This is a genomic window from Costertonia aggregata, from assembly GCF_013402795.1.
Lineage (GTDB): Bacteria > Bacteroidota > Bacteroidia > Flavobacteriales > Flavobacteriaceae > Costertonia > Costertonia aggregata.
This window is the reverse complement of the sequence record NZ_CP058595.1, coordinates 3,511,432-3,536,961: the sequence shown is the minus strand read 5'-3', so window position 1 is coordinate 3,536,961 and position 25,530 is coordinate 3,511,432. Positions and strand designations below refer to the sequence as shown.

Below are 25,530 nucleotides of genomic sequence, written 5' to 3'. Positions count from 1 at the left end.
CATATGCCCCGAGTTCAAATTCAATTACATAAAAATCTATTTAAACAATTGATTATCAAATCAATATCCATTTATTTTTATCACATTCAACACATATCGATATATCAAAATTTATCTTTGTTCTATAAAAAAACCTGTATCCAACGAGTCTGATACAGGTTTTTAAATCAATCAAAAATCTTTATCATTCCCGTTTAAGAAGGATAATGACCAGATTGATTGTAGTTTTATTTGCTTTCACATAGCAATAGTAAACAAAATAATTTGCGGGACAAAAGTTGCGTAGATAATATTTACTTTCGCAAAACATCAAAATACGAATTATACACAGCACATGGAGAAAACAGTGACCGATGCAATTGCTTATAGAAGGTCGATACGCATATTTGACAAAAACATTGAATTAGACGCAAAGAAGGTAAAACGATGTATTGAAAATGCCGTATTGGCCCCTACCAGTAGCAACCTGCAACTTTGGGAATTTTATCACATCGAAGACCCGGTCGTTTTAAAGAAAATGGCGTGGGCCTGTTTAGGGCAAAATGCTGCAAAAACAGCTAAACAATTGGTCGTGGTGGTTGTACGAAAGGATTTATGGAGGAAAAGGGCAAAAGCCAATATTGGTTTTCTAAAAGAAAGTTATGGCCATAAGGACGAGAAAGCATATACAAAAAGAGAAAGGTTCGCATTGAACTATTATAAAAAACTGATACCCTCTATTTATACCGATTTCTTTGGGGTATTCGGTTTTATTAAATATCTCATATTTCTGATCATAGGTTTGTTCAAGCCCATGTATAAACAGGTACGAAACTCGGATATGCGAATAGTTGCCCACAAAAGTGCCGGTTTGGCCGCAGGGAATTTTATGATAAGCATGGCGGCCATCGGGTACGATACGTGCCCTATGGAAGGCAGTGATACCGGAAAGGTAAAGAATATTTTAAGTTTGCCCTGGGGAGCTGAAATAAATATGGTCATTGGTTGTGGAGTACGGGATGAAAACGGGATATATGGCCCTCGTTTTAGAGTCCCGTTTGACAAAGTGTATCGAAAAATCTAAATCAGTTTAAAGGAAACCATATTCCCCTCACGCTTCTGCGCCAAAATAGCTATGGCCTTATCCGATAACTGAAGTATTCTGGGATAACCCCCAGTGGTTTGACCGTCTTTCATCAAAACAATAATCTTACCGGAAGGGGTCAATTGAACCGTGCCCGGCAAAGTAGCCGATGTGAGTATACCAATTTTATGTTCAGGCAGGGTTTCTTCCATTTGATAGGCCATTCTATTGTTTTCCTTGGCCACGGTAAAATTCTTTGCAAATAACATCTCAAGTTGCTTATCATTCAAAAAAGCGAATTCAGGAGCTTTATACACTTCCAAAATAGTATCATCCAAAAAACAATCAACCTTTATTTCTGAAATCTTGGGTTCAAAAATTTTGTTGCTTTCAAAAGGTATGAGGTCCCCATCTTTTATCCTGTTTTCTTTTGATATGGGCTTAAAATAAGATAAGCTGCCCAGCACAGTCCCTGTCTTAAAACCTCCTTTTATGGCCAAATACGCACGAAATCCTTTTTCAAGTTTGCCGTAGGACAAAATATCCCCGACATCAATTTGGTACACCTTATAATTTTGGATAGGAAGATTATTCAGCGTAGCCGACATTTCGGCTCCGGCCAAAACTATGTAGGTTTCCTCTTCAAAAAGCAAGGTAGGGCCGGTCATGGTAATTTCCAAAACAGCATCGTTTACTCCATTTTCCAATAAGGTATTGGCCTTAAAAACAGAAATTTCATCCATGGCACCAGAAACCGGCACACCTTTATTTCTATTAAGAAACCTCCCCGTATCTTGAACCGTTGTGTAAAAACCTGATTTTAATACCTTAAGCATCCATCTCAATTTTTTCAGGTTGGTATATACCTACTTCGGCCTCAATCTTATGCAAATCGTATTCGGCCCGCGAAATTTGATAAAACTGAATTTTATCCCCAACGCTAACAAAACAGGGCTGTTCTTTGGTAACATCGAACATGGGTACCGAACAATTTCCTATAATATTCCAACCACCAGGAGACTCCTGGGGATATATTCCTGTTTGTTTTCCCGCCAGACCAACCGCACCTTGCCGTACTTTTAGCCTTGGGGATGGCTTTCTTGGTAATTCCAATGCTTTGGGCAATCCGCCCAAATACATAAAACCAGGTAAAAAACCAATACCGTAGAGCGTGTATACGTGGCTTGTATGAAGTTCTATAATTTCTTCCGGGGTCTTGCCCAGTTTTTCGGAAACTTCCTTCATATCAATTCCAAATTCGGCATCGTAGGAAACTGGCAAGCGCCAAAGATATCTTTTACTGGGTTTTATCTCTTTACTGTCCGCATACCAATCTTGGAGCTTATTACCAAAAACATCATGTTGAATGACCAGGTGTCGGTTGGTAAGTAGTAGGGAATTATATGCTGGGACGGTTTCCCAGTCTTTACTTTCCAAGCACTTATGTTTTAAGTACTTCTCAAACAGAAGAATATTGTCCAATATGCTTTCACTGACCTCATTGGGCCATTCCATCAAAATAGCGTGTATACCAAAAGGTTTAATGGTTATGGATGGGAGATTCACTTCGAGATATAAATTTTATGATTATGCAATTCTTTAGAAAGATACGTCAATATTTGCAAAGCATTAGGGGTGTCACCATGAATACAATAGGTATCGGCCTTTATTTTTATGCGCTCCCCTGATATGGTATTTACGTATTGTTCCTTAACCATGCGGATTAGATGTTTACATACAGATTCAGGATTTAAAATCAATGCATTTGCCTCTTTTCTGGAAACCAAACGCAAGTCGGCAGTATAATTTCTATCCCCAAACGCTTCCCGTTTTATCTTAAACCCTTTCTTCAATGCCAATTTTTCTATTATCGACTTGGGTGGAACATAAATAAAAAGTTGATTCTTACACCTTGTTACCGCTTCCAAAAAAACAGAAGCGAGGTTTTCATCTTTGGCAATATCGTTATACAAAGCACCGTGGGGTTTGATATGGTGTACGTCGATTTTTTCTTTTTTAGCTATGAATGCCAAAGTCTCTACCTGTGATTTAATACTATCCGAGAGTTCTCTTGTATCCATTTTTATGGAAAGCCTACCAAAATTTTTTATATCGGGATATGAAGGGTGCGCACCTATCTTAACCCTATGCTTTTTCGCCAACCTGACAACAGCCGTCATAGAAGCCAAATCACCCGAATGGCCTCCGCAAGCAATATTGCAAGAAGATATCAAGGGAAAAAGCTCGGCTTCGTTGCCAACTCCCTCCCCCACATCGCAATTAATATCAATAAACCTTTTTTCCATTTAAAAAAGACCAAATACTTTCAAAACACTTTTAGACCCCAACACCACGGAAAGTAAAATTATACCGATACCGATTGCATTTTGCAGCTTAGTATTGCTGTATGCTCCCATAACGGATTTTCTGTTGACCACCCAAACTAAAAAAATAGCAATAATGGGAAGTAGAATACCGTTGGCCACTTGTGCAAACTTTATGATTTCGATCGGTTTAATACCAAAGGAGGAGAAGAAAACCCCAAGTACAAGTATGAACATCCAGACGAATCTAAATTTATTGTCCCTTAAGCTTGCGTTCCATCCAAAACAGCTATTGGCCACGTAGGCAGCTGCCAAAGGAGCGGTTATCGCAGAAGTTATACCGGCCGCAAACAACCCCAGTCCCATAAAATATTTGGCAGCAGAACCATACAAAGGCTCCAGCCCCTTCGCCAAACCCATAACATTTTCTATTTCCGTATTGGTTATCGCCGCAGCCGCTATGATGATACACATAGAAACGAAACCACCCAAGATTATAGAAACGAACGTATCTCTTTTAGCTGGTTTTAAATCACTTTTATTTTTCCATTTTTCACTTACCAATGAAGCATGTAAAAACAAATTATAGGGTACTACCGTGGTACCAACCAAAGCAATAATGGTCAATATACTCTCTTTGGGCATTGTTGGTACCAACAGCCCATTGAATATTTCGCTCAGATTTGGTTTTGTGATGATTGCCGTACAAACAAACGATACGCTCATGACAAGTACCAAAAGCACAAATATTTTTTCCAAGGCCTTATAGTTACCAACAAAAAGAAGCAGAAATGCGAGCACTCCAATACCAAAAGGATAAAAAGCCGAATACTGCGCTCCGAAGATTGCTTCCAACCCCAAAGTGCCGCCACCTATATTGCCTGCTTCATAAGCTGCATTGCCGATCACGATAGCCGATAAAATAATCCCGATAACCGTTTTCCTTATCCACGGTGTGTGCAATTCTTGTCTGATGACATCGGCCAATCCCCTTTGGGTAATTATACCTAACCGTGCCGACATTTCCTGTAAGACGATGGTCGCTATGATGGACAGCAACATGGCCCAAAGCAATGAATATCCGAACCCTACCCCGGCCAAAGTACAAGCTGTAACAGTACCGGGACCAATGAAAGCTGCTGCAATTAATACTCCCGGACCTATTTTTTTGAACATAATGTATAAAACAACGATATGGGATAAATATAAACATGTTTCATTGGAAACAAGAGAAACCTTTTCTGATTTTTCGATCCAAATTTTAACATAAAAACGGTAGTTCGTCTAAAAAAATGCAGTTCGTCTAAAAGTGGTATGTCATACATCGAGATTATATACTATTCCAAAAAAGTGAAGGTTATTATTATCCCAAATCAAAATTAACCTACTTAATGACGTGTTTAGAATGTAAAAAGGAATTAGGCTATGTTGACCATAAAAATGCGATGGATAGTCTAGGTGTAGAGCTTTGTGTGAAACATCACAAGCGTATGCAAGAATTGATAAAAAAGAACGATACCCCACTAGAAGCCATACAGTTGTATTATGGACTTAAAGAAGCGGGCGTAAATGCCATGCTGGAATGGTGGAACGGAAAAAAATCAATCGATATCGCCATATCCAGAGTAAAGCTCAATATCGAAATCGACTCCGAATACGATAAACTTACCGAGGAGCAAGCCATCAACAATCTAGAGGAGGCTATGCATTCCTTTAAAAATGGTTTTACCACCATACGCATTCCACATATTGTAGTACGGTATTACTTGAACGAGACCGTACGGAACATTATCGGAATCATGGAAGGGCTCAAAGCCAACATAAAGGCCATATAAAGCAATTTGTAATACATTTTAATTCCCCAAAACCATGAGCATTACAAAAAATCATACCGAAACCTCGTATAAGATAAGTATTTGGATTTTGTATCTATTGGCATTTGCCATAGCGACCGTTATACTAAATAACGACCCCAGACTATCCAGAATATTATTTGGCCTGCCCATTTTGACTTCTGGCGTACTGGGTATTATTGGCTCTATTGCTGTTGTCAAAGGTTTTGAGGAGCCCGCAAACGAAAAAAGAACCTTTGCGATGTTGGTCAATTTTGGTATGGTTTTGTTGACGTTGGCCATACTTCTAAGCAATACGGTTTATAGTTGAATGAATGCAACAAATTGTTTAAGTATACATAATATTTTCACGGTATTCTATAGAATTCAATGTAATTTACTATTTCAATTATAAAAATCATTAAATGGGATTGCAATGGACTAAGGTATTTAGATTTTCAACAGGTTTCAATTCCTTTCAACACAAAATACTTTTTTTGCCTATAATTTGCTTTAGTTTGAATACATATAGCCAAACTTTAGATAAAGATTATAGCAAAATCCCATACCCTGAAATAATACAAAATGGAAAAAATAGCAATAAACCGGGAATTTACAGTCAAATACTAAATGCTAATAATACTACTATTTCTCCAGGAGATGTAATCATTATCAATCATTATATAACGGGTTACGGCCGCATAGATCCTGAAACCTCAAAAGTATTAGCTATAGCTTCAGCCAGTATTTTTGATGAAGATAGTTCAGAAGTCAAGTCTACTTTTGGAAATAATTCAAATCCTTTTTCTAATAATGGTACAACAGGAGTTTTAATATCAACACTTGTTGATGAACAAGACAATGAACATACTCTTTTCAATGACGCAGAATTTTTAAATCCAGAAAAAAAAGCTCCTAGTATTGTTTTTGAACAAAACTCTATATCTAATAATAAAGAGATTCAACCGCCATATAAATGGATTTTGAAAGCAAAAAATGAATTGACTCCAGGTGATTATTATTTAACTTTCATTTTAACTTATTTTAATGGAGAAAACTGGAAAAACGATAAAGTTGAATTGCCTATAAAGGTTATGACTTGGTATGAAAGGAAAGAATCAATAGTTCAGGTATTTGCGTGGGTTATAGTGGTAATAACTATAATTAGTTTTTTGTTTTCAATACCCGATTTTATCAGCAATATAAAAAAGCTAAATCGTGATAAACAGAATCAAGTTAACTAATTTAATCTTAAAATTAAACATAATGATAGAAAATATGAATCATACAAATTATAGTTTAGTAAAACGATTAAATTTCATCATGAAAAATAATGATAAAAAATTCAATTAAAAAAAATTCTAAAAAAGAGTTAGAAATAAAAGGTTTTTAACGCAGTTTACCCCAACCAACCTTCCCTATCCAAACTGCGATATTGAATGGCTTCGCTGATATGATTGCCGTTAAGTTCTTCTGTATTTTCCAAATCGGCAATGGTACGGGCGACCTTTAGGATACGGTCATAGGCACGGGCCGAAAGGTTTAATCGCTCCATAGCACTTTTTAAAAGATTTTTTGAAGCATCGTCCAATTTGCAGAATTCCCTTATCTGCTTTGTGTTCATTTGTGCATTATAATGCACTTTTTCCATATCCTTAAAGCGTTCACTCTGTAGCTCACGAGCAGCGGTTACCCTTTTTCTTATAGCAACACTACTCTCGCCCTTACGTTCTTCAGAAAGTTTGTCAAATGGTACCGGGGTCACTTCAATGTGAATGTCGATCCTATCCAATAAGGGACCGGATATTTTTCCCAGATAACGTTGCATCTCGGCCGGAGATGAAGTTACCGGAGCATCTGGATCATTAAAGTAACCACCAGGACTGGGATTCATACTAGCTACGAGCATAAAACTGCTAGGATAGGTAACGGCAAATCTGGCTCTTGCAATGGTGACCTCCCTATCTTCCATAGGTTGCCGCATGACCTCTAACACACGCCTCTCAAATTCTGGCAATTCATCCAAAAACAACACCCCGTTGTGTGATAACGAAATTTCTCCCGGTTGCGGATAGCTACCACCACCTACAAGTGCTGCACTCGAAATTGTGTGATGCGGACTACGGAACGGGCGCTGGCTCATTAACCCTATGTTTTCTGTTTTACCAACCACACTATGTATCTTGGTAGCCTCCAAGGCTTCGTTCAAGGTCATTGGCGGTAAAATAGAAGGCAAACGTTTAGCCAGCATGGTCTTGCCCGCTCCCGGCGGACCAATTAAAATGATATTATGGCCGCCAGCAGCGGCGATTTCCATACATCGTTTAATACTTTCCTGACCTTTTACATCGGAAAAATCAAATTCAGGAAAATCAAGATTCTTTTGAAATTCGGCTTTAATGTCAACAATTGTTCTTTCTAAGGGTGTTTTCTCATCAAAAAAATCGATTATCTGTCTTATATTTTCGATTCCGTAGACTTCCAATCCGTTTACGATAGCTGCTTCCTTTGCATTTTCAGCAGGCAAAATAAATCCTTTAAAACCCTCTTCTTTGGCCTTTATGGCGATAGGGAGAGCTCCCTTTATGGGCTGCAGGCTTCCATCCAGTGAAAGCTCGCCCATTATGATGTAGTTGTCGATATTTTCGGATGCTATTTGCCCAGAAGCGGACAATATGCCCAAAGCCAAAGTCAGGTCATAGGCGGATCCTTCTTTTCGTAAATCGGCCGGTGCCATATTTATGGTAAGTTTTTTGCCCGGTATTTTGTAGCCATTGTTTTGAAGGGCAGCGGCTATTCGATAATTACTTTCTTTTATGGCATTATCGGGCAGTCCCACAAGATGGTAACCTATTCCCTTATCAATATTGACTTCTATGGTAATAGTCGTGGCCTCTACCCCAAAAACAGCACTGCCGTAAACTTTTGTTAGCATTGGTTATTGTTTTGGTCAAATTTAAGGAAATACTATTCTACCGTAATCATTTCTCTTAGAGATACCGGGGTGCCGTTTTTGGTAAAACCTTCAATGCATATTTCAAAATCACCTGTAACATCAGAAGTGTAAAATTCTATTGTTTCTTTACTAGAATTGAACTTAAAATTAGGAAGCCATAATAATTGATGCCGATAATCTGGAATATTGCCTTTTTCAACATCAGCTTGTTTGTTATCGTATGATTGTTTAAAGTACTTCTTAGGCACTAATGGTTTAGACAACGTAATTTCGTTAAAATATTCAGGTTTATGATTTTCATTAAATTCATTCTCCAAGGTCTGGATATCGACTATACCTTGAAAAATCTGAGAACCCAAAACATATTTATCCCTTATTATTTTTATTGATTCAATTTTTCTAGAATCAAATTCCAGTAAAGGTTGAATATCTTTCAATGCTAAACCATCTACAATTACCAATGATTTGTAGGCAGTTTGATTTTCCAAGGGTTGTAAACTTCTAACGGACAATAAGGGAGATCCGTTTTTATCGTAAGTTATCCAAACATTGGAGATAATTTCAACAAAGGTTTCCTTAACGGTCTTGAATCTAGTATAATCGTCTAAATTATATACGATATCCGCATTACCGTAAAAAGGTAATCTTTCTTCGTTAATTTTAACCGTGTCGGGCTTAATTTCAAAATAAGCGTTTTCAATTTGATTATGTATGCTACGTTGTAAGATTTGTTCTTTCATGATAGGCTTCAAATGGAAATCAGAAAATTTGATTTTATCGTAATCAATAGTGTCAATATCTTCTAAAATAATCTCATAATTTTCACTGTTGCTACCTAAAACTTGAAAAATAGCATTACTGTTTACAAGATGTTTGTCCAAAGAAAACAAAAACCTACCAAATTCATTGGTCGTCAAAACTTTAAAGATATATTCCTCACCGGGTATTGAGAATAAGATTTTCTTATTTTCGATATTCGCTTCTTCGCTTTTAGATAGCAATCTTCCTATAATTAAATCCCCCCTTAACTCAGGCAAATTAATATCCTCTCTAAAAACATTATTCTCCGAACGTTTACGCTGAGCATTGTGCGGATTAGTTTTACCAAAAAGCAAAATACTATCCTTTTTCCTAACGGAAATTGAATAGTTTCCATTCAAAAAATCTAGTTCATTGGTGCTTAATTTAAGAGCTACTTTTTTTCGTTTGGAAAATTGCTTAGAATCAATATCCAATTTTATGGTATTAGCCATATTTAAGTCACTGAACCGATTACTATTCTTAGGATTTTCTTTGGCAACTAGAGAACCGTCCAAAACTGCTGAATCTGGAAGAAGGGCTTTTTGATCGTTAGTGTATGGATTTATAACAACAACATCCGTTTGAAAAAAAGAATCAATACCCCAATTAGTCATCCATTGGGTATATCCAATAAGCTTATAATTACCGGACGGTACAGATACAGGAAGAAAAAAATCACCTTGACCTAGACCATCCACTAAAAATACCTTGTGCTTAAAAACTTTTAGACCATTTTCGCCAACAAGTTCTATATAGGCCACTTTGCTTAAATCACTCAATCGATTATTACTGGCCTTTTTCGTGTAAATACTGTAATACATATACTCACCTACTAAAAAAAAGGAAGTGTTTAAATGAACGTATACCTCTTCTTGCCCTATTGTGTTTACCAAATAAGAAAAGTTTTTCGCATTATCCATCTTTTGCCCAAAAACTAAATTTTGAACAAATAAACAGATCATAAGTAAAATACTATTCATCTTCATAAGCAAGCTATTTTAATCTTCCCAAAAAAGCGGCACGATATTACTACCTAAAACTGTACAATCAGAACATGCCGTAGGTGCTACCAAAGGCGCACCTCCTACCGTTTCTGATACATACTTGAAAGTTCCGTTTTTAATGACACGAAATAAATCAATGCCTGTTGGTGAAGGCTCAATGATTTCACAATCCGGTAAAAATCTTACTCCATTTCCAAAAATATCACTAAAACTAAAAAAAATCCTTCTTGATGAAACTCTTGTCGTCTCGAAGAAACCCAAAACTTTTTCATTAGGATTATCATCCGAACTAACATTACCAGTTATAAATCCGGGTTGGGTTTGAGAGAATAAATTCTCTAGACTCGAAAACTCTTTTAAATTTTCATAAAATGTATTGGCTTCTCTTGATTGTGAAAATTGTCTTACCAGAATACTATATCTGCTTGTCACAATCCTATCTAGTCTTTCTATGAATCTTAATTGAAAGTTATCAACGCTATTTGCTCCAAAACTATCAGAATTAGCAGTAAATACAGCATTAGATGCGACTGTCTTATAGCATATCCTTTCCTCCCTTGTTTTGTCTACCAATTCCAATTCTGGCGGGTCTTCAGAAACAACAACCAATTCTTTGGTAGGATTGAAAAAAGAAACAATTCTATACGTTTCTTCGTAAGTATACCGATAAAAACCTGACATACCATCGACACCCTGACTACTTACCAAAATTGAAACACCTTCGACACCGTCTTGAGTAGTTTTTACCGCTTTCAAATCTTGTATCTCAGCTTTGGGAGGTAGTGAGACTGCAGCGGATGAGTACGAGTTACCGGACGAGGTTGTGATACGTAGAATATAGGTTCTATCAGGTAGTGGTTCAAAATCTATCTGAGACAGATATTTTCCTGTAGTACCTTGCTCTTGAAAATTAAATACGTTACCTATGTCGTCCTCTACGGTAACCTGTGCACCATTTTCAGGCCTTTGTGTTTCATCGGAGTCAAATGTTCTAGAAAGTGTTATTTCTTTAGTGGAAAATTCATCGGTTATATTACCCTCAACGACTAAAATATTCTCGAAATCCTCTGGCTCAAATTCAAAAGGCTCAGTACAAGTAATATTCAAAAAAAACATTATTGCTAAAACTGTGTTCCCAAAAACTCTAAACAATCTCTTCATCTATCAAAACTTAAAGTTATACGTGATTGATGGTACCGGTATTGAAAAAATTGAACTTTGAACGGCTTTTACTTCTCCATTTTCCGTTAAGAAGAAAACAGAAAATGGATTGTTACGTCCGAGCACGTTATAAATAGATATAGTCCAAAAGCTATGTGCAAATTTCTTACGCTTATGGTTCCCTTCGATGTTAAAACCAAAATCCATCCTATAAAAATCAGGAATTCTAAAACTGTTTCTATCACTGAAAACCGAAAACTCGGCGTTATTAAAGTTGAATGTACCTACTGGAACCGTAACCGGCCTTCCCGTTTGGTATACGAAGTTCGCAGAAAGACTGAACCTACGGGTAAATTTGTAGTTGGTCACCAAACTTATATCATGTGGCCTATCAAAATTAGAAGGGAAAAACTCCCCATTATTTATCCTCTCTTCGGAAAATGGACTGTCGAATTTTATAAAGGATCTTGAGTAAGTATAACCTAGCCAACCGTTTAGCTTTCCTTTGTTTTTCCTTATCAAAAATTCTAATCCATACGATTTACCTTCTCCTTGTATGACCTCGGTCTCTATGTTTTCGTTTAACAACAAATCTGCACCTGTTTTAAAGTCGAGGATATCATCACTGTTTTTATAGAAGCCCTCTAAACTTATTTCATATAATCCTGAATCAAAATTCTTGAAGGCACCAAGGGAAAATTGTCTGCCTCTTTGCGGTTTAATATTTCCATCTGACAATTTCCATGTGTCTATAGGCGAAACCGTGGTATTATTAGTCAATCTATGAATGTATTGAATTGTATTACCATAACTAGCTTTAATAGATAAATCAGGATTAATTAAATATCTAGCGGCCAATCTAAATTCCGGACCGCCGTAGGCTTCAATTATCTCATTGTTGTCATATAACAAAGTATCAACGACCGTTCCTTCATTTCTAGGGCTTCCAGCTGAATAAAGTCTTTCAGACCCTTCTCCCAAGGCTGCATAAAACGAATATCGTAAACCTGCATCAACTGACAATTTTTTATTTATATCATACCTACCAGAAACAAACCCTGCGGACTCAAGTCCCCTTTCTTTCTCAATAGTTAAAGGTTCAATTATGGATGTCTGACTCAAACCTTCAATACTACCTGGTTTTACATCATATAATTTGCCTTCAATCCCATAGTCAAATCTCAATTTAGAGCTATGTAAGTAATTGAACTTCATTTTTAAACCTGTTTCATTAATTGTATAGTTTAAATTAAAATCATCATTCTCACCTCTATCAAACTCAATATTAAAATCATATTCACTATTAGACAATGTAAAACTTGCCGTATTTTTCTCATTAATCTTGTGATTCCAATTTAACGATATTAGTTTATTTGAATAGATAAAAAGAGAATCAGAGGTGATACTAAAATCATCCCTGCTTAAATATGCAGTGGCCTTTATATTGTTTTTATCATTAAAAGTATGGCTATAGCTAGCCATAAAATCGTAAAACGAAGCTTGACTATTATTTAATGATTCCTCATCAATAGATCTCAAAATCCAATTTGCATATGCACCTCTCCCACCCAACAAAAGCGAAGATTTATCTTTGACTACGGGAATCTCTAAAACTAAATTACTTGTGACGGGACCTATAGATGCTTCTCCTGAGAATTTTGATGTATTCCCATTTTTTGATTTAATCTCGAATACAGAGGAAAGTCTGCCCCCGTATTCTGCAGGTATATTACCTTTATAAATATTGAACTCACCAATAGCGAATGGATTAAGAGCAGAAAAAATACCAAAAAAATGTTGCGGACTATATAAAACCGCATTATCAAATAATATTAGATTTTGATCAGTTCTCCCTCCCCTTACATTAAATCCAGCAGCACCTTCTCCTGCTGTTGTAATACCAGGTAAAGCTGTTGCCACCTTCAACACATCTCTTTCCCCTAATACCAAGGGAATATTTTTAGACTCCTCAATATCTATTTGTTCGGTTCCTGATATAACTTCTTCAACATCGCCAAATATATCAGCACTTACAGTTACCTCATCTAGCTGTTCAAGACTTTCATTGAGCTTAAAATTAAGTATACCATCATTATAAATTACAACTTTTTTTTCTGATTTTTCGATACCTAAAGCCCTCATTTCAAGGGTGTTTAGTCCGGGCTTAAGCTTAATTTCATAAAAACCGTTTAAATCGGTTATTGTTCCTTTATTTTCACCTTTAACTCTTATTGACAGCCCGTCTATTGGTTCTGCTAATCCATCTTTGGTTATATAGCCGGACAACGAGAAAAAGCTTTGGTTATTTTTTTTATTTTGTTTCCCTACTCTGTAAATTCTACTATCTTGAGAAACTTTAGATTTTGATTCCTCATAGAAAATTGGGGCAATCTTTCTGTAAGTCTTTTTTATTTTATTGGTATCATTATTGTCAATCCCGAAAAAGCGCTCGGGAAATTCATCATAAATTATATTGTTGTTAGTTAGTATAACTTTATTTCCTTCAAAAAGGAAATAATTTATATTGGTTGTTGAAAAGATGGTATCAAGAAGCTCATCTATTTGAATATCTTGATAGTTTCCAGAAATTGAATCTTTTTCAAACCAATCACTATTGTAAAAAAAACTATAGTTGGTTTTATTTTCTAATTTTTTTAATAAATCAGGCTTGGAAATATTATCGAATGAAATGGATAATTTTTCTTCTACTTCCTGAGAAATTAAAAGATTACAAAAAAGAATCGAAATAAGGGTGGCTAATTTTATTTTCATAATTCTTTTAAAGACATTTCTGTAGATGGTTGAGAAGTTATTTGATCAAAGATTAATTTTGTAAATGAATCTTTATTGATTTTTCTTAACCTGTAATAATCTTTAAAGAAATTCTTTATTAATTTTTTGCTATTTGAAAACGATAATATCCACTCTTTTTTAGTGTTGACAGGGTATATATTTTCATTTTGTTTTATGTAGTAATCTTCACTTTCATAAAATTCGTTATATCGAAATTCCGTATTCTTTTTTTCAGATTTGTATTTTCTTATTTTTTTCAATAAAAATATAGAATTCTCTTCGGCGAGAAGTTCGCAAAAACCTAAATCTATACGTTTTGTCCCACTATCTCCATGAATCCTTAAAAACTTATGTCCCTCTAAAACAAATTGGTCTACTTTACTCTTTCTGAGTTGTAGCAATAAAGCGGAAGATGTGTTTTCTGGACTCGTTAAAACTTCATCTTCGAAAAGATCATATTTCAATCGTTGTTCAAAGAACATCTGATTATCGTATTTTATTTCTCCAATAATAAAATCTGGAGAACTCCAAAACCTGTGTTTATCGTTAATTACTTTATATTCATCGATAAACAAAATTCCATTGTACAGAGCTGTATTCTCGCTACCTGTAACATCATCGAATATAGTATATAATTTTTTATTTGAGACAGTATTATCCTGAGCCTTACCAAATAATGGACATACTAATGTTGTAATAATTAAAACGAGGCAAATTCTATAAGGTTGTATGCGTACGATTTTCAATAGTTTCACTTGTAGTTTGGTATAGAATTTAAAATTAGCCTTTATAAAATCCAAATCTCATAAAATTTTGTTAAACAGATTCTATTCAATCTTAAAATAGTTTGCACTTAAATCACACGATTAATGATTGGTTAGAACCAAAACATACTCAGCGTTTTTATGAATCTCCTCTTTATTCATCATCATTTTTCTAAACTTGCCATTAATGAACATTTCTGCTTGGTCTTTGTAGTGCTTGCTAAATGGATTTCCCGATTGTCCCGTAGGTAGAATGCTGATACTATTTTCCACGTCCGAAAAATCGATTATCCTGCGGGTAGATGGTCCGGATGCTACATTATAGCTTCCCGAATCGCCATACCCAAATGCCATGTTGTTTATAACTTCCCTTGTACCCACTACGGGAAAAGGCCCCACATTAAAAAAAGAACGCAAAGCATCTACTTGACCTATGGGATGGCCGTGTTCCAAAGTATGTACTTTATCCCATGTCCATTGTGTTGTTTCTGTTCCCAAATCTTTTTCCAAAGAGGTAATACTTTGAACAAAAGCATTGTGAACAATCGTTTTTTTAGTTTCAACTTTGTCTTTGGTTTCTACATTATCATACCAAATTGAATGGTTCTTTTTTGCCATTGGGGCAATGAGCCGCTTGTGCAAATGGGTATTTAAAAACGCATCGAACATTTCTTGCCCTAACTCATCTTTAAAAGTGCTTTCCAAGAAATAATAAATCCAACGTGTATAGAACGTGGCTTCGGTACTTTCCAAAGGATAATCCCCTTGCCATATATTTAACCTGTCTAAAAGCTGAATTTGATCATCGGTAAGCTTCTTGACATCTATCTCTTTTATTAAATCTTTAACGACCAACGTATTGACCGTAGAAGTCACATCGGTAATCATATTTGAAGTGGCCTCTAGGTCCCAATCATTCTTGGGTTCTAACAACGCTACTATACGTTTTGCCCTATTCTCGGGTAAATAATATCCCGGATACAGCATACCTGCAATAGAATCCGGTTGATTGTTCGCTGAATACACATAATGCCATGGTGGATTTATCGCTTGGGGATTTTTGGGGAAATCCAAATATTGTTTATTGATTTCCAGACCTTCAGTTGGTTCGTAAACAAATTTCGTATGGATACTATCCGGAATACTGTATAACTTGGCGGTTGCGAACCATGCTACGTTGCCTTGTGCGTCTCCATACATAATATTAAGTCCCGGGGCATGTATTTTGGGCAATCCTGATGTAAACTGGTTCAGGTTTTGAGCATGGGCCATCTCATAAAACGCATCTATAATGGTATTTTCCATTTGTGTGTAGATCCAGGACATAGCAATAGGCCTGTCACCTTTTATCTGATCTGCAATTCCGTTCAAAATAGGCCCGTGCTTTGATTTCTTGTAGGAGAACGAAATATCACCGGAATCTTTAACCTTTATGGTTTTATTGACTGTTTCAAATGTCGCCCATCCGTTTTTGGTTCTATATTGATTTTCATTGGATGGATGTATTTCTTCGTAATAAAAATCAACATCATCGTTTTCGAACATTGTTAGACCGTAGGCCAATTCTCTATTATGCCCCAAAAGTGGGAAGGGAACCCCGGCAATGTGATATCCGTATTTGGAATATGTTGGAGTCTCTAAATGCGCTTCATACCAAACGGACGGTTGGGCAAAACCAATATGAGGGTCATTGGCAAAGATCACTTTTCCGTTTTTGGTCTTTTCCGGTGCTATGGCCCAACTGTTGCTTCCCTCGAACAACGGTATGTTTAATTTACCCAAGGCCTCGGTAACCATTGCCGTTATGTTGTTACCGATTGAATCTTTTTTTGGTTTTTTATAGTTTTTGATCCATTCCGTATTCACATTGGACACTATCTCTAAATCCGCCAAATAATCAACTCCCAATTTATCTTTTACATTGGTCAAAAAGGGGTCGGTCTTATGGGCCATGGCGAAACTGAAGGCCATGTAGCCCGCAGTATTGAATATATCTTTCAACGAGAAATCTGTTTTTTTGATTCCCGTCAAATAGAATTCAAGTGGTGTTGGCCCATCTTTTATAAATTGATTGATACCGTCCAAATAAGCGATGGACAGCTGTATAGCTTCACTGTCCATGTCAAGGTCGGAGACGGTCTTTTCAGACGCTTCATCTATTCCAATGGACAGGAAAAACTTATCGGTACCGATCAAGTCGGGTCCAAAAACCTCGGAGAGTCCACCGCTCGCAATTCTACGTAATAATTCCATTTGCCATAGCCTGTCCTGTGCATGTACATACCCCAGGGCACGAAAAGCGTCGATTTCATTTTCCCCATAAATATGGGGAATCCCATAGGTATCGTAATACACTTTTACCTCTTGGGAAAGATTCACTAATCGCTTTTCCCCATCATACTCAGGTTTCATATGATAAACAAAAAAAACACCTGCAACTATCAACAATAAAAACAGAACCAAAAGCACCTTACCTATTTTCTTCACGGTTTTCATGTATATTTTTTCACGGTTTTAAGAGACTACTGTACAAAAGTGCCGGTAAGGTAACTGAATTTTCAAAACTAAAAAAGACCCATGGTATGGGTCTTTCAAAGGCGGTGGGTATGGGCATCATTTTTTGAAAGTTTGTAGTCCTTTTTTCAACCAAGCGAGGTAATCGTCCCTGTCGGTATATTGCACCGCATTGTTCAAGATCTCTAAGTCTGCCGACAATAGTACATAATACGGCTGTGACGCAGCATTAAAGTTAAGGGTTTGAAAAGTTCCCCATTTTTGCCCTACGGTCTCGATGGATTTTATACGGCCTGATTCATATTTAAAATCAAACTGTAACGCCTTCGGCAGTTCTTTTCTATCGTCAACATACAACGATATTAAAACATATTCGTTTTTTATAATCGGATAAATATCCGGTTCGCTCCAGACATTTTCTTCCATCTTACGGCAGTTTACACAGGCCCAACCTGTAAAATCTAGTAAAATGGGTTTGTCTACTTTTTTGGCATAGGCAACACCTTCATCAAAATCCTTAAAACAATCTATCCCCAACGGACAATCGCTTTCTTGAGCGGCTACGGTATAAAAATCCGGGGGAAGAAATCCAAAAAGTTTCAAGTCTATCACTTTTCCTAGACCTAACAAGAGATAAATGGCAAAACCGATACTTACCATACCAATGCCCTTTCTTGTAAAAGACACTTTTTGTTTGGCACCGTCATGTGGGAATCTAAAAACACCGAACAGATATAAGGTCAGAAGCACAAAAATCAATATCCATATCCCTAAAAATATTTCTCTTTTCAGTACACCCCAATTCCCTACCAAATCGGCATTTGATAAAAATTTAAAGGCCAGTGCCAGTTCCAAAAACCCTAAAACCACTTTTACGGTCGTCATCCACCCGCCAGACTTGGGCAGCGAGTTCAACCAAGCGGGAAACAGCGCAAATAAAGCAAACGGAAGTGCCAAGGCAACACCAAAACCGGTCATACCTGCTGATAAGTTGGTGGCCACATCACCGTCTGCCAGAGCGGTACTTCCCAACAACCCTCCCAAAATAGGACCTGTACATGAAAACGAAACGATTGCCAAGGTAACGGCCATAAAAAAAATACCGATGGCACCACCTACTTTACTGGATGCAGAATCCATTTTATTGGCCCAAGAACTGGGCAGGGTCAATTCATAATATCCAAAAAACGAAAACGCGAAAAATACGAATATCGAAAAGAAAAATAAGTTCAACCAAATATTGGTGGCGACCGTGTTCAGTATCTGAGAGTCTATCGAATCAAACAAATGAAAGGGTAAACTCAATAAAAAATAGATAAGTACGATAAAGAAGCCGTATAAAATCGCATTCGCAATACCTTTGGACTTACTTTGGGACTGTTTCGTAAAGAACGAAACCGTTAAGGGTATCATGGGGAAAACGCAAGGGGTCAATAAGGCTATCAATCCTCCCAAAAAACCCAGACCAAAAATTATCCATAAGCTAGATGGGGCACCTAAGCCATCGATTTGACCTTGTTGTAGAAGTGCTTTGTTCTTCAAATCCAACTTTAATGCGGCACTCATAGCCTTACTTCTTTCGTCCAAGGTCTTTACATCCTCTACCGCCGTGCCACCGTCCAAAACAAAAATAAAATCCTCCTCAACGGGAATACAGACTTCTTTACACACCTGATACCATAGATTAACCCTTATTTGTCTGATATCGGGACGCAAGAGCTTAATTTTCTGTGTAAAGACCGCCTTATCCTTAAAAAAGGTTTCATCAACTTCAAATATCTCGCTGTATTCGGTTACAGTCTCACTTTCAATGGTTTCTCCCAATAGTTCGTAAGATTCCCCAGCTTTTTCAAATGTAAATTCACTCGGCAGTGAGCCACCTTGGGCGGTATGCTGCGAATACACATGCCAACCCTCGAAAATATAACCCTTGAGAATAAGCTCATATTCGGTCTCCGATATTTTGTTCACTTCTTTTGACCATAATACGGGGTTTTCCTCGGTTTGCGAAAAAAGAGGGGCAATCGCTACTGTATATGTGAAGAGTAATACTATATACTTCATGTATGGAGTGTAAACTTTATGATTTTTTTTGTGGTTTTTGTTATTTTGAATCGATTATCGGAACGTTTTCCAACAATCCAGACAATAGCATTTCCCGAACATAAAAGCCACTGTTTCCGTTTGGAAATAATATCGATTTTTTCATCCTTGAAAAACTTGGACACTTTCTTTTTTCCTTTCATGCCATAAGGATATATATAGTCGCCTTTTTTCCATTTCCTAACGGTCAACGGATATGCTAACGTGTCCGCATCGGCATATAGTATATGTTTTCCTGTTTCACCCAATGCACGAACGGATTCTATTTTTAAGCGGACAGGGGTCATCATCTCGGTTTGAAGTGCTTCTATCGTGTAGGTTTCATCTGTTTCGGTTCCCAATTCTTCCAAAATGAGATACTCACGATTTTTGACCAATTGATGTGTTTTTGAGAGTATCTTTTTACCGCTCAGCCCATTCAACAAGTTGAGAATATCTTCCCAAGCCGTAAATCCATAAGACTTGAATAATTGATAGACATAAGCCTTTTGAGGCTTTAACTGTTTGATATCGGATATTTTTATGCGGATAGAGCCGTTATCGGACAAAAACAGTTCAGACTTGAGTTGATATATATGATTTTCCAGAATTTTGGAGCTATCCGAAAGATGCCCCAAAGTATTTTGAAAATTATTCAAAAAAGTGGGATGCAGTTCTTTCAACTCTGGGAGCAGTTCATGCCGAATTTTGTTCCTAAGGTATTTGGTTTCCACATTACTGCTATCTTCTCGCCAAGATAGCTTTTTGGTTTTGGCATACTCCAATATCCGCTTTCTTGAAAAGGGCAATAACGGTCTTGCTATCGTATCGGTTTTTTCAGGAATGCCAGTAAGGCCATCCACTCCCGTTCCCCGAGAAAGATTGATAAGAAAAGTCTCTAAATTATCATCGGCTTGGTGAGCCGTAACCAAAGTCGAAATTCTATTTTCTTGCATAATTTCAGCAAACCAAGCGTAACGTAGCTCACGGGCAGCAACCTGTATAGACAATTTATTTTTGTTTACATAACCTATTGTATCAAAATGGGTTACGTAAAACTTAGTTCTGAATTCCTTAGCTAAATTTTCAACAAATGTTTCGTCACTTTCGCTTTCATCGCCTCTCAACCTGAAATTACAGTGCGCCAAGGAAAAATCCATTTCACAAACGTAGCAAAGATGCGCCAAAACAACGCTGTCCACTCCCCCACTGCAGGCCAGTAAAAAAGTGGTTTTGCCCAATTTTGGAAAATTATCCCGAACGTGTTTTTTAAATTCCCGTAGCACTCGACAAAGGTAATTAATTAGCTCGCAGGTAAGAAAACTAAAACCCCTCTAACACTTCGCGCATGGCTTTTGCCTTTAACAAACATTCCTCATATTCTTTTTCTGGCATCGCTTTGGCCGTAATGGCACTACCTACCGAAAAGGAAACATATTTTTTGGCAGCGTTATACAGAATACTTCGTATAACAACATTAAAATCAAAGTCGCCATCAGGAGTAAAGTACCCCACGGCACCACTGTATAACCCGCGTTTAAAAGATTCCAGCCTTTCTATGATCTTCATGGCAGAAACCTTGGGAGCACCTGTCATACTTCCCATGGGAAAAGTTTGCCTTATTATATCCACTGGATTTTTGGTAACGTCCACCATAGCCACAACTGTGGAAATCATTTGATGAACCTGCTCAAAAGAATATACTTTACAAAGTTCTGGTACGGTGACACTTCCTTTTAATGCGCTTTTGGACAAATCGTTACGCACCAAATCTACGATCATGATATTTTCGGCACGTTCTTTCTCGTCGTTTTCAAGTTGCGCAATCAATTCGGCATCCCGAATTGGGTCTTGGGAACGTTTTGCGGTGCCCTTTATCGGCTGGGAAATTAATGTGTTGCCCTGTTTTTTCAAATAGCGTTCAGGAGAAGCACTTAGCAAGTACTTATCGTTTATTTTTAAAAAAGTGGCAAATGGGGTTTTGGATATTGCGTTTAATGTAGTGTAGGTATTTACAACATCAATTTGTGTTTCCTCAGCATAAAACTCCTGGCAAAAATTGGCCTCATAAATATCACCCCTACGTATATGCGCTAACATCTGCTCGACTTTTCCAAAATATTCATCCTTGAAAATACGTAGTTTTATTCGAATATCCTTTGTGGCATTCATAACCTTGGTATATTGAAAATCTGACTTAAAAATAATGTTGAAATCAGCTTCAATTTCATCGGCCACCATGTTCAGGTAATCAAAAATGACCTTGTTGCCTTGTATTTTGATAATTTTTTTAGGCTGAAAAAAATACAGTTCGGGAAATTCAAGACCATCAAAATTCAAAGAATCCAGGTTCTCAATATCGTTCTTTAAATCGTACGACAAATAACCAAAAATCCAATCCTTGGTTTCCGATTGGTATTCTTTTAGGTCGTAAAATGCATGCTCGGCATCGGTCTGTAAAAGTGTTAAGGCATCTACTGCCAGAAGTCCATCAAAAGAAGTATAAGAGTCTCTGTATTCATTACTGTCCAACCAAACGACTTCATGAAATTGCTGGCCCCATTGTAAAAGGGATTGTTTATGTTTTTTGATATCTGAAACCGTAAAAGAGACTTTTTTCCTCAATAGCTACAGCTTGGATAAAAACAAATTAAGCTTTTCTTGATGTTCCCTGGCCAATTTCTCATCAACAATACCCTTTTCCTCGTCCAAATTATCGGAAAAAGAGGGCAACGAAAATGTGGCAACAACTTCCCCACCAAATCGGGGCAATAGTTTTTCGGTAACTTCCAAAGCATTTTTCGCACCTCTTTTACCGTTGGAGGTGGATTGCAAAAACACCTTTTTTCCTTCAAGAAAATTTTTATCCACCCGGGACAGCCAATCCAAAAGGTTTTTGAAATACGCAGAAGGGTTGCCGTTATGTTCGTTTACCGATACGATAGCACCATCTACACTTTTGATATCATTTTTAAGCTCCACCAAAGAATTGGAAAACCCGTTCACTTTTTCATAATCCTCACTATACATGGGAAAAGGGTAACGCACCATATCCAGCGTTTGTGTTTTATGCCCTTTAACCAAAGAAACGGTATATTGTATTAACCTGTAATTGATGGATGTAGAAGAATTACTGCCTGCGAATGCCAATATCATAGCCATAAAAACGTTTTATTGTTATTGTAACGAAAATACCGCAAATACCGCTCATTTGCGAGTATTTTACCTAATTTTGCAACGCAAAACATCCAAACCCATTGTATCACAAGTATATAGGGTGTGTTTTTTGATATGGATAATACAACGAAAAGATTATATTTTATAGATGCCATGCGGGCCTGGGCCATCTTGATGATGTTACAAGGCCATTTTGTAGACGGGCTCTTGGGAATGGAGTATCGGGACAATACCGATGTCGTTTTCAATATATGGCGATACTTCAGGGGGATTACGGCCCCAGTGTTCTTTACGGTCTCTGGTTTTATTTTTACTTATTTGCTGATCAAGGTCCCACAAAAAGGAATATCCAACCCAAGAGTAAAAAAGGGAGTAAAAAGAGGCTTACAGCTCATCATTATAGGATATTTGTTGCGTATGAACCTTTTTGGCCTTTTTGTTGGCGAAATCTATGAAGGTTTTTACTTGGTAGACGTATTGCACTGTATCGGGCTTTCTATTTTGGGAATTATCGGATTATATCTCCTGACCCAAAAAAGCAAGAAATATATTTTTCCCGCAGCTCTTTTTGGCATTACGATAGTATTGTTCTTGTTCGAGCCTTTGTACTCAAAGTGGAGCTTTAGCTTTTTACCAGATGCCTTGGCCAACTTCTTTAGCAAGGCCAATGGCTCGGTGTTCACTATTTTCCCATGGTTTGGGTATGCTACGTTCGGGGCTTTCCTATCCATTTTATTTTATCGATTCAAAACGTTCAAATATCTATACCCAGCTGCTATATTCTTATCCTTGGCTATTGGTAGCGGACTCATATTTTTTTCTTCGGATGTTTTCCTGGCCATCTCCAGATTTACCGGTTTACAGTTGTTTGCCGATATTTTCTTCAACAACTACCTGTTCATTCGTTTGGGAGATGTGTTTTTGGTATTTGCCGTTTTTATGCTGTTGAAACAATTTATGAACAACAAAACAATATTGAAAATAGGTGCGAGTACCTTATCGATTTATATCGTACATTTTATAATCCTTTATGGAAGTTTTACTGGACTTGGGCTATACGGCTTTTTACACCATACGTTGGCACCGGCAATCGTTATTCCCGGAGCTATTGTATTTATGACCGGCTGTACATATCTAGCTTTGCAATATGAAAATCATAAGGCCTCGATCAAGTTAAAACTAAGGGATGTACTCCAAAACATTTGGGCAGTTATTGAACCTTGGTTAATTTTTGGATTAAAACTAGTTAGGGACACAACATTGAAACTGCTTCGCCTATTTGGACTGGTTAAAAATTAAGAACCCATTGATTTCTTTAGAAAATATTGCTCTATTTTTAACATTCAATTGTTAAAATAGAAATTATGAGCGACAAGAAATATGCCCCTATCGCAGTTGAACTGGAAAAAGATAAACGGTATGCATGGTGTACCTGCAGCCACAGTAGCAACCAACCCTTTTGCGATGGTTCGCACAGAGCGCATAATGCAACACCTTCTTTAGGGTTTAGTGTAGAAGAAGACAAAAAAGCTTATCTGTGTACATGTAAGCAAACGAGCAATCCGCCATACTGCGATGGTTCGCATAACCAGTAACTAAAAGGCCACCTTTACGGTGGCCTTTTAGTTACTGCACTTTTTATGATTATTTAAACATGAAGAGCCCTATCCCCTGTTGCGGCTAATGCAGCTTCTTTAACTGCCTCGGCATAGGTAGGGTGAGAATGGCTCATACGGGATATATCCTCGGCTGAGGCCCTAAATTCCATAGCCGTTACGGCTTCTGCGATTAAATCGGCACAACGCGCACCGATCATATGTACGCCCAAGACCTCATCGGTTTTTTTGTCGGCAAGTATCTTTACGAATCCGTCCAGATCCATGCTGGCCCTGGAACGTCCTAAAGCACGCATCGGGAATTGCCCGACTTTGTACTCAATACCGGCTTCTTTTAATTCCTCTTCAGTCTTGCCCACAGCAGCGACTTCAGGCCATGTGTAAACCACTCCCGGAATCAAATTGTAATCAATATGTGGCTTTTGTCCCGCTAAAATTTCGGCGACCATAGTGCCCTCTTCTTCAGCTTTATGGGCCAACATGGCACCACGTACAACATCACCTATGGCATAAATATTTGAAGCACTGGTCTGCATATGGTCATTTACCGCTACCCTGCCCCTATGATCCAGCTTTACTCCAGCAGCTTCTGCATTAAGACTGTCAGTGTAAGGTCTACGACCTACAGAGACTAAACAATAATCGCCCTTAAATACTATTTCCTGACCTTTTTTATCATCGGCCTTAACGATAATTTCATTTCCTTTTCTTTCAACGGATTTTACCTTGTGGGACAACGCAAATTTCACTTTTTGCTTTTTCATGACTTTCATCAATTCCTTGGATAGCGCACTGTCCATTCCAGGAATAATTCGGTCCATATATTCCACAACAGTAACTTCGGCCCCCAGTCTTTTATATACTTGACCCAACTCAAGGCCGATAACCCCGCCGCCTATGATAATCATATGCTTGGGTATTTCCTTTAATTCTAAAGCTTCGGTAGATGTTATAATGCGTTCTTTATCAATCTTGATAAAAGGTAAGGTAGAGGGTTTAGAACCTGTGGCAATAATGATATTCTTGGCCGCTATGGTTTCTATTTTACCATCGTTCTTTTTGATATTTATATGCGTAGCGTCCTTAAAGCTACCCAAACCTTCGAAAACTTCGATTTTGTTTTTGTCCATCAAAAACTTGACCCCAGCGCAAGTTTGGTCAACCACCCCTTGTTTGCGGGCAATCATTTGTTCCAAGTTTACTTTTATCTCGCCCGGAATATCAATGCCGTGTTCGCTAAAATGTTTTACGGCGTCTTCATAATGATGTGAGGAATCCAACAAGGATTTGGAAGGAATACAACCTACATTTAAACACGTACCGCCCAAAGTACCGTATTTTTCAATTATTGCCGTTTTCATTCCCAGTTGCGCACAGCGAATGGCCGCTACGTACCCTCCGGGACCTGAGCCAATTATGGCTACATCGTATGAACTCATATAT

At 37.4% G+C, this 25,530-nt stretch carries 21 protein-coding genes; 6 read left to right on the top strand and 15 right to left on the bottom strand.

Features of this window, described 5'->3' with window-relative positions; all coding sequences use genetic code 11:
- Positions 1-334: 334 nt before the first annotated feature.
- Entirely contained in the window at positions 335-1,063 is a 729-nt protein-coding gene (locus HYG79_RS16225; protein ID WP_179243111.1) for a nitroreductase family protein, read from the top strand.
- Here HYG79_RS16225 and HYG79_RS16220 read toward each other — a convergent pair.
- From HYG79_RS16220 to HYG79_RS16205, 4 genes are read right to left on the bottom strand one after another with little or no spacing between them, the layout of a single operon-like run.
- A complete protein-coding gene (locus tag HYG79_RS16220) occupies positions 1,060-1,899 on the bottom strand; it encodes a 5-oxoprolinase subunit C family protein (protein ID WP_179243110.1) in 840 nt (279 codons plus the stop codon). The two genes, HYG79_RS16225 and HYG79_RS16220, sit on opposite strands and share 4 nt — an antisense overlap.
- On the bottom strand, positions 1,892-2,629 hold the full coding sequence (pxpB, locus tag HYG79_RS16215) for a 5-oxoprolinase subunit PxpB (protein WP_179243109.1): 738 nt from the start codon (positions 2,627-2,629) through the stop codon (positions 1,892-1,894). Before pxpB ends, HYG79_RS16220 begins: the two co-directional genes overlap by 8 nt.
- Positions 2,626-3,369, bottom strand: coding sequence for a 5-oxoprolinase subunit PxpA (gene pxpA, locus HYG79_RS16210; protein ID WP_179243108.1), 744 nt, complete (start codon positions 3,367-3,369; stop codon positions 2,626-2,628). Before pxpA ends, pxpB begins: the two co-directional genes overlap by 4 nt.
- The gene (locus tag HYG79_RS16205) at positions 3,370-4,563 is read right to left on the bottom strand and encodes an Nramp family divalent metal transporter (RefSeq protein ID WP_179243107.1); all 1,194 of its coding nucleotides are present in this window, start codon (positions 4,561-4,563) and stop codon (positions 3,370-3,372) included.
- 215 nt (positions 4,564-4,778) lie between these two features.
- Here HYG79_RS16205 and HYG79_RS16200 point away from each other — a divergent pair, with 215 nt between their 5' ends.
- From HYG79_RS16200 to HYG79_RS16190, 3 genes are all read left to right on the top strand, one after another.
- On the top strand, positions 4,779-5,222 hold the full coding sequence (locus HYG79_RS16200) for a hypothetical protein (protein WP_179243106.1): 444 nt from the start codon (positions 4,779-4,781) through the stop codon (positions 5,220-5,222).
- 34 nt (positions 5,223-5,256) lie between these two features.
- Positions 5,257-5,550, top strand: coding sequence for a hypothetical protein (locus HYG79_RS16195; RefSeq protein WP_179243105.1), 294 nt, complete (start codon positions 5,257-5,259; stop codon positions 5,548-5,550).
- 94 nt (positions 5,551-5,644) lie between these two features.
- Positions 5,645-6,463, top strand: a complete 819-nt coding sequence (locus HYG79_RS16190; protein ID WP_179243104.1) for a hypothetical protein — start codon at positions 5,645-5,647, stop codon at positions 6,461-6,463.
- Between the two features lie 155 nt (positions 6,464-6,618).
- Here the strand turns inward: HYG79_RS16190 and HYG79_RS16185 are convergent, their stop codons facing one another.
- The 10 genes from HYG79_RS16185 to HYG79_RS16140 all read right to left on the bottom strand — a co-directional run bounded on the left by HYG79_RS16185 (position 6,619) and on the right by HYG79_RS16140 (position 22,456).
- Positions 6,619-8,154 (bottom strand): YifB family Mg chelatase-like AAA ATPase, encoded by a 1,536-nt coding sequence (locus HYG79_RS16185; RefSeq protein ID WP_179243103.1) that lies wholly within the window; start codon positions 8,152-8,154, stop codon positions 6,619-6,621.
- A gap of 32 nt (positions 8,155-8,186) precedes the next feature.
- Entirely contained in the window at positions 8,187-9,896 is a 1,710-nt protein-coding gene (locus HYG79_RS16180) for a hypothetical protein (protein ID WP_179243102.1), read from the bottom strand.
- 78 nt (positions 9,897-9,974) lie between these two features.
- Positions 9,975-11,087, bottom strand: coding sequence for a DUF4249 domain-containing protein (locus tag HYG79_RS16175; RefSeq protein ID WP_179243101.1), 1,113 nt, complete (start codon positions 11,085-11,087; stop codon positions 9,975-9,977).
- A gap of 57 nt (positions 11,088-11,144) precedes the next feature.
- Positions 11,145-13,913 (bottom strand): carboxypeptidase-like regulatory domain-containing protein, encoded by a 2,769-nt coding sequence (locus tag HYG79_RS16170; protein WP_179243100.1) that lies wholly within the window; start codon positions 13,911-13,913, stop codon positions 11,145-11,147.
- Entirely contained in the window at positions 13,910-14,734 is an 825-nt protein-coding gene (locus HYG79_RS16165) for a hypothetical protein (RefSeq protein WP_179243099.1), read from the bottom strand. Before HYG79_RS16165 ends, HYG79_RS16170 begins: the two co-directional genes overlap by 4 nt.
- A 66-nt stretch (positions 14,735-14,800) precedes the next feature.
- Positions 14,801-17,194, bottom strand: coding sequence for a penicillin acylase family protein (locus HYG79_RS16160; protein WP_179243098.1), 2,394 nt, complete (start codon positions 17,192-17,194; stop codon positions 14,801-14,803).
- A gap of 117 nt (positions 17,195-17,311) precedes the next feature.
- The gene (locus HYG79_RS16155; protein WP_179243097.1) at positions 17,312-19,276 is read right to left on the bottom strand and encodes a protein-disulfide reductase DsbD family protein; all 1,965 of its coding nucleotides are present in this window, start codon (positions 19,274-19,276) and stop codon (positions 17,312-17,314) included.
- Positions 19,273-20,535 carry a tRNA lysidine(34) synthetase TilS gene (gene tilS / locus HYG79_RS16150; RefSeq protein ID WP_228027892.1) on the bottom strand — a complete coding sequence of 421 codons (1,263 nt, stop codon included), beginning with the start codon at positions 20,533-20,535 and terminating at the stop codon, positions 19,273-19,275. The genes HYG79_RS16155 and tilS overlap by 4 nt, the downstream gene beginning before the upstream one ends.
- 82 nt (positions 20,536-20,617) lie before the next feature.
- On the bottom strand, positions 20,618-21,919 hold the full coding sequence (locus HYG79_RS16145; protein ID WP_179243095.1) for an anthranilate synthase component I family protein: 1,302 nt from the start codon (positions 21,917-21,919) through the stop codon (positions 20,618-20,620).
- Between the two features lie 3 nt (positions 21,920-21,922).
- Positions 21,923-22,456 carry an NADPH-dependent FMN reductase gene (locus tag HYG79_RS16140; protein WP_179243094.1) on the bottom strand — a complete coding sequence of 178 codons (534 nt, stop codon included), beginning with the start codon at positions 22,454-22,456 and terminating at the stop codon, positions 21,923-21,925.
- Positions 22,457-22,585: 129 nt separating this feature from the next.
- On the opposite strand from HYG79_RS16140, the gene HYG79_RS16135 reads away from it, so the two are divergent.
- Together HYG79_RS16135 and HYG79_RS16130 are read left to right on the top strand one after the other, a co-directional pair.
- Complete coding sequence (locus tag HYG79_RS16135) at positions 22,586-23,770, top strand: heparan-alpha-glucosaminide N-acetyltransferase domain-containing protein (protein WP_179243093.1); 1,185 nt, start codon at positions 22,586-22,588, stop codon at positions 23,768-23,770.
- A gap of 65 nt (positions 23,771-23,835) precedes the next feature.
- Positions 23,836-24,066, top strand: coding sequence for a CDGSH iron-sulfur domain-containing protein (locus tag HYG79_RS16130; RefSeq protein ID WP_179243092.1), 231 nt, complete (start codon positions 23,836-23,838; stop codon positions 24,064-24,066).
- A 53-nt stretch (positions 24,067-24,119) separates the two neighbouring features.
- Here HYG79_RS16130 and lpdA read toward each other — a convergent pair whose 3' ends face one another.
- A complete protein-coding gene (gene lpdA / locus HYG79_RS16125) occupies positions 24,120-25,526 on the bottom strand; it encodes a dihydrolipoyl dehydrogenase (protein WP_179243091.1) in 1,407 nt (468 codons plus the stop codon).
- Positions 25,527-25,530 lie beyond the last annotated feature (4 nt).

Bases quoted from the DNA above. Each gene is read 5' to 3' on its own strand.
- HYG79_RS16225 (WP_179243111.1), top strand. From the start codon at position 335: ATGGAGAAAACAGTGACCGATGCAATTGCTTATAGAAGGTCGATACGC.
- HYG79_RS16220 (WP_179243110.1), bottom strand. From the start codon at position 1,899: ATGCTTAAGGTATTAAAATCAGGTTTTTACACAACGGTTCAAGATACG.
- pxpA (WP_179243108.1), bottom strand. From the start codon at position 3,369: ATGGAAAAAAGGTTTATTGATATTAATTGCGATGTGGGGGAGGGAGTT.
- HYG79_RS16205 (WP_179243107.1), bottom strand. From the start codon at position 4,563: ATGTTCAAAAAAATAGGTCCGGGAGTATTAATTGCAGCAGCTTTCATT.
- HYG79_RS16200 (WP_179243106.1), top strand. From the start codon at position 4,779: ATGACGTGTTTAGAATGTAAAAAGGAATTAGGCTATGTTGACCATAAA.
- HYG79_RS16195 (WP_179243105.1), top strand. From the start codon at position 5,257: ATGAGCATTACAAAAAATCATACCGAAACCTCGTATAAGATAAGTATT.
- HYG79_RS16190 (WP_179243104.1), top strand. From the start codon at position 5,645: ATGGGATTGCAATGGACTAAGGTATTTAGATTTTCAACAGGTTTCAAT.
- HYG79_RS16185 (WP_179243103.1), bottom strand. From the start codon at position 8,154: ATGCTAACAAAAGTTTACGGCAGTGCTGTTTTTGGGGTAGAGGCCACG.
- HYG79_RS16180 (WP_179243102.1), bottom strand. From the start codon at position 9,896: ATGGATAATGCGAAAAACTTTTCTTATTTGGTAAACACAATAGGGCAA.
- HYG79_RS16170 (WP_179243100.1), bottom strand. From the start codon at position 13,913: ATGAAAATAAAATTAGCCACCCTTATTTCGATTCTTTTTTGTAATCTT.
- HYG79_RS16160 (WP_179243098.1), bottom strand. From the start codon at position 17,194: ATGAAAACCGTGAAGAAAATAGGTAAGGTGCTTTTGGTTCTGTTTTTA.
- HYG79_RS16155 (WP_179243097.1), bottom strand. From the start codon at position 19,276: ATGAAGTATATAGTATTACTCTTCACATATACAGTAGCGATTGCCCCT.
- HYG79_RS16140 (WP_179243094.1), bottom strand. From the start codon at position 22,456: ATGGCTATGATATTGGCATTCGCAGGCAGTAATTCTTCTACATCCATC.
- HYG79_RS16135 (WP_179243093.1), top strand. From the start codon at position 22,586: ATGGATAATACAACGAAAAGATTATATTTTATAGATGCCATGCGGGCC.
- HYG79_RS16130 (WP_179243092.1), top strand. From the start codon at position 23,836: ATGAGCGACAAGAAATATGCCCCTATCGCAGTTGAACTGGAAAAAGAT.
- lpdA (WP_179243091.1), bottom strand. From the start codon at position 25,526: ATGAGTTCATACGATGTAGCCATAATTGGCTCAGGTCCCGGAGGGTAC.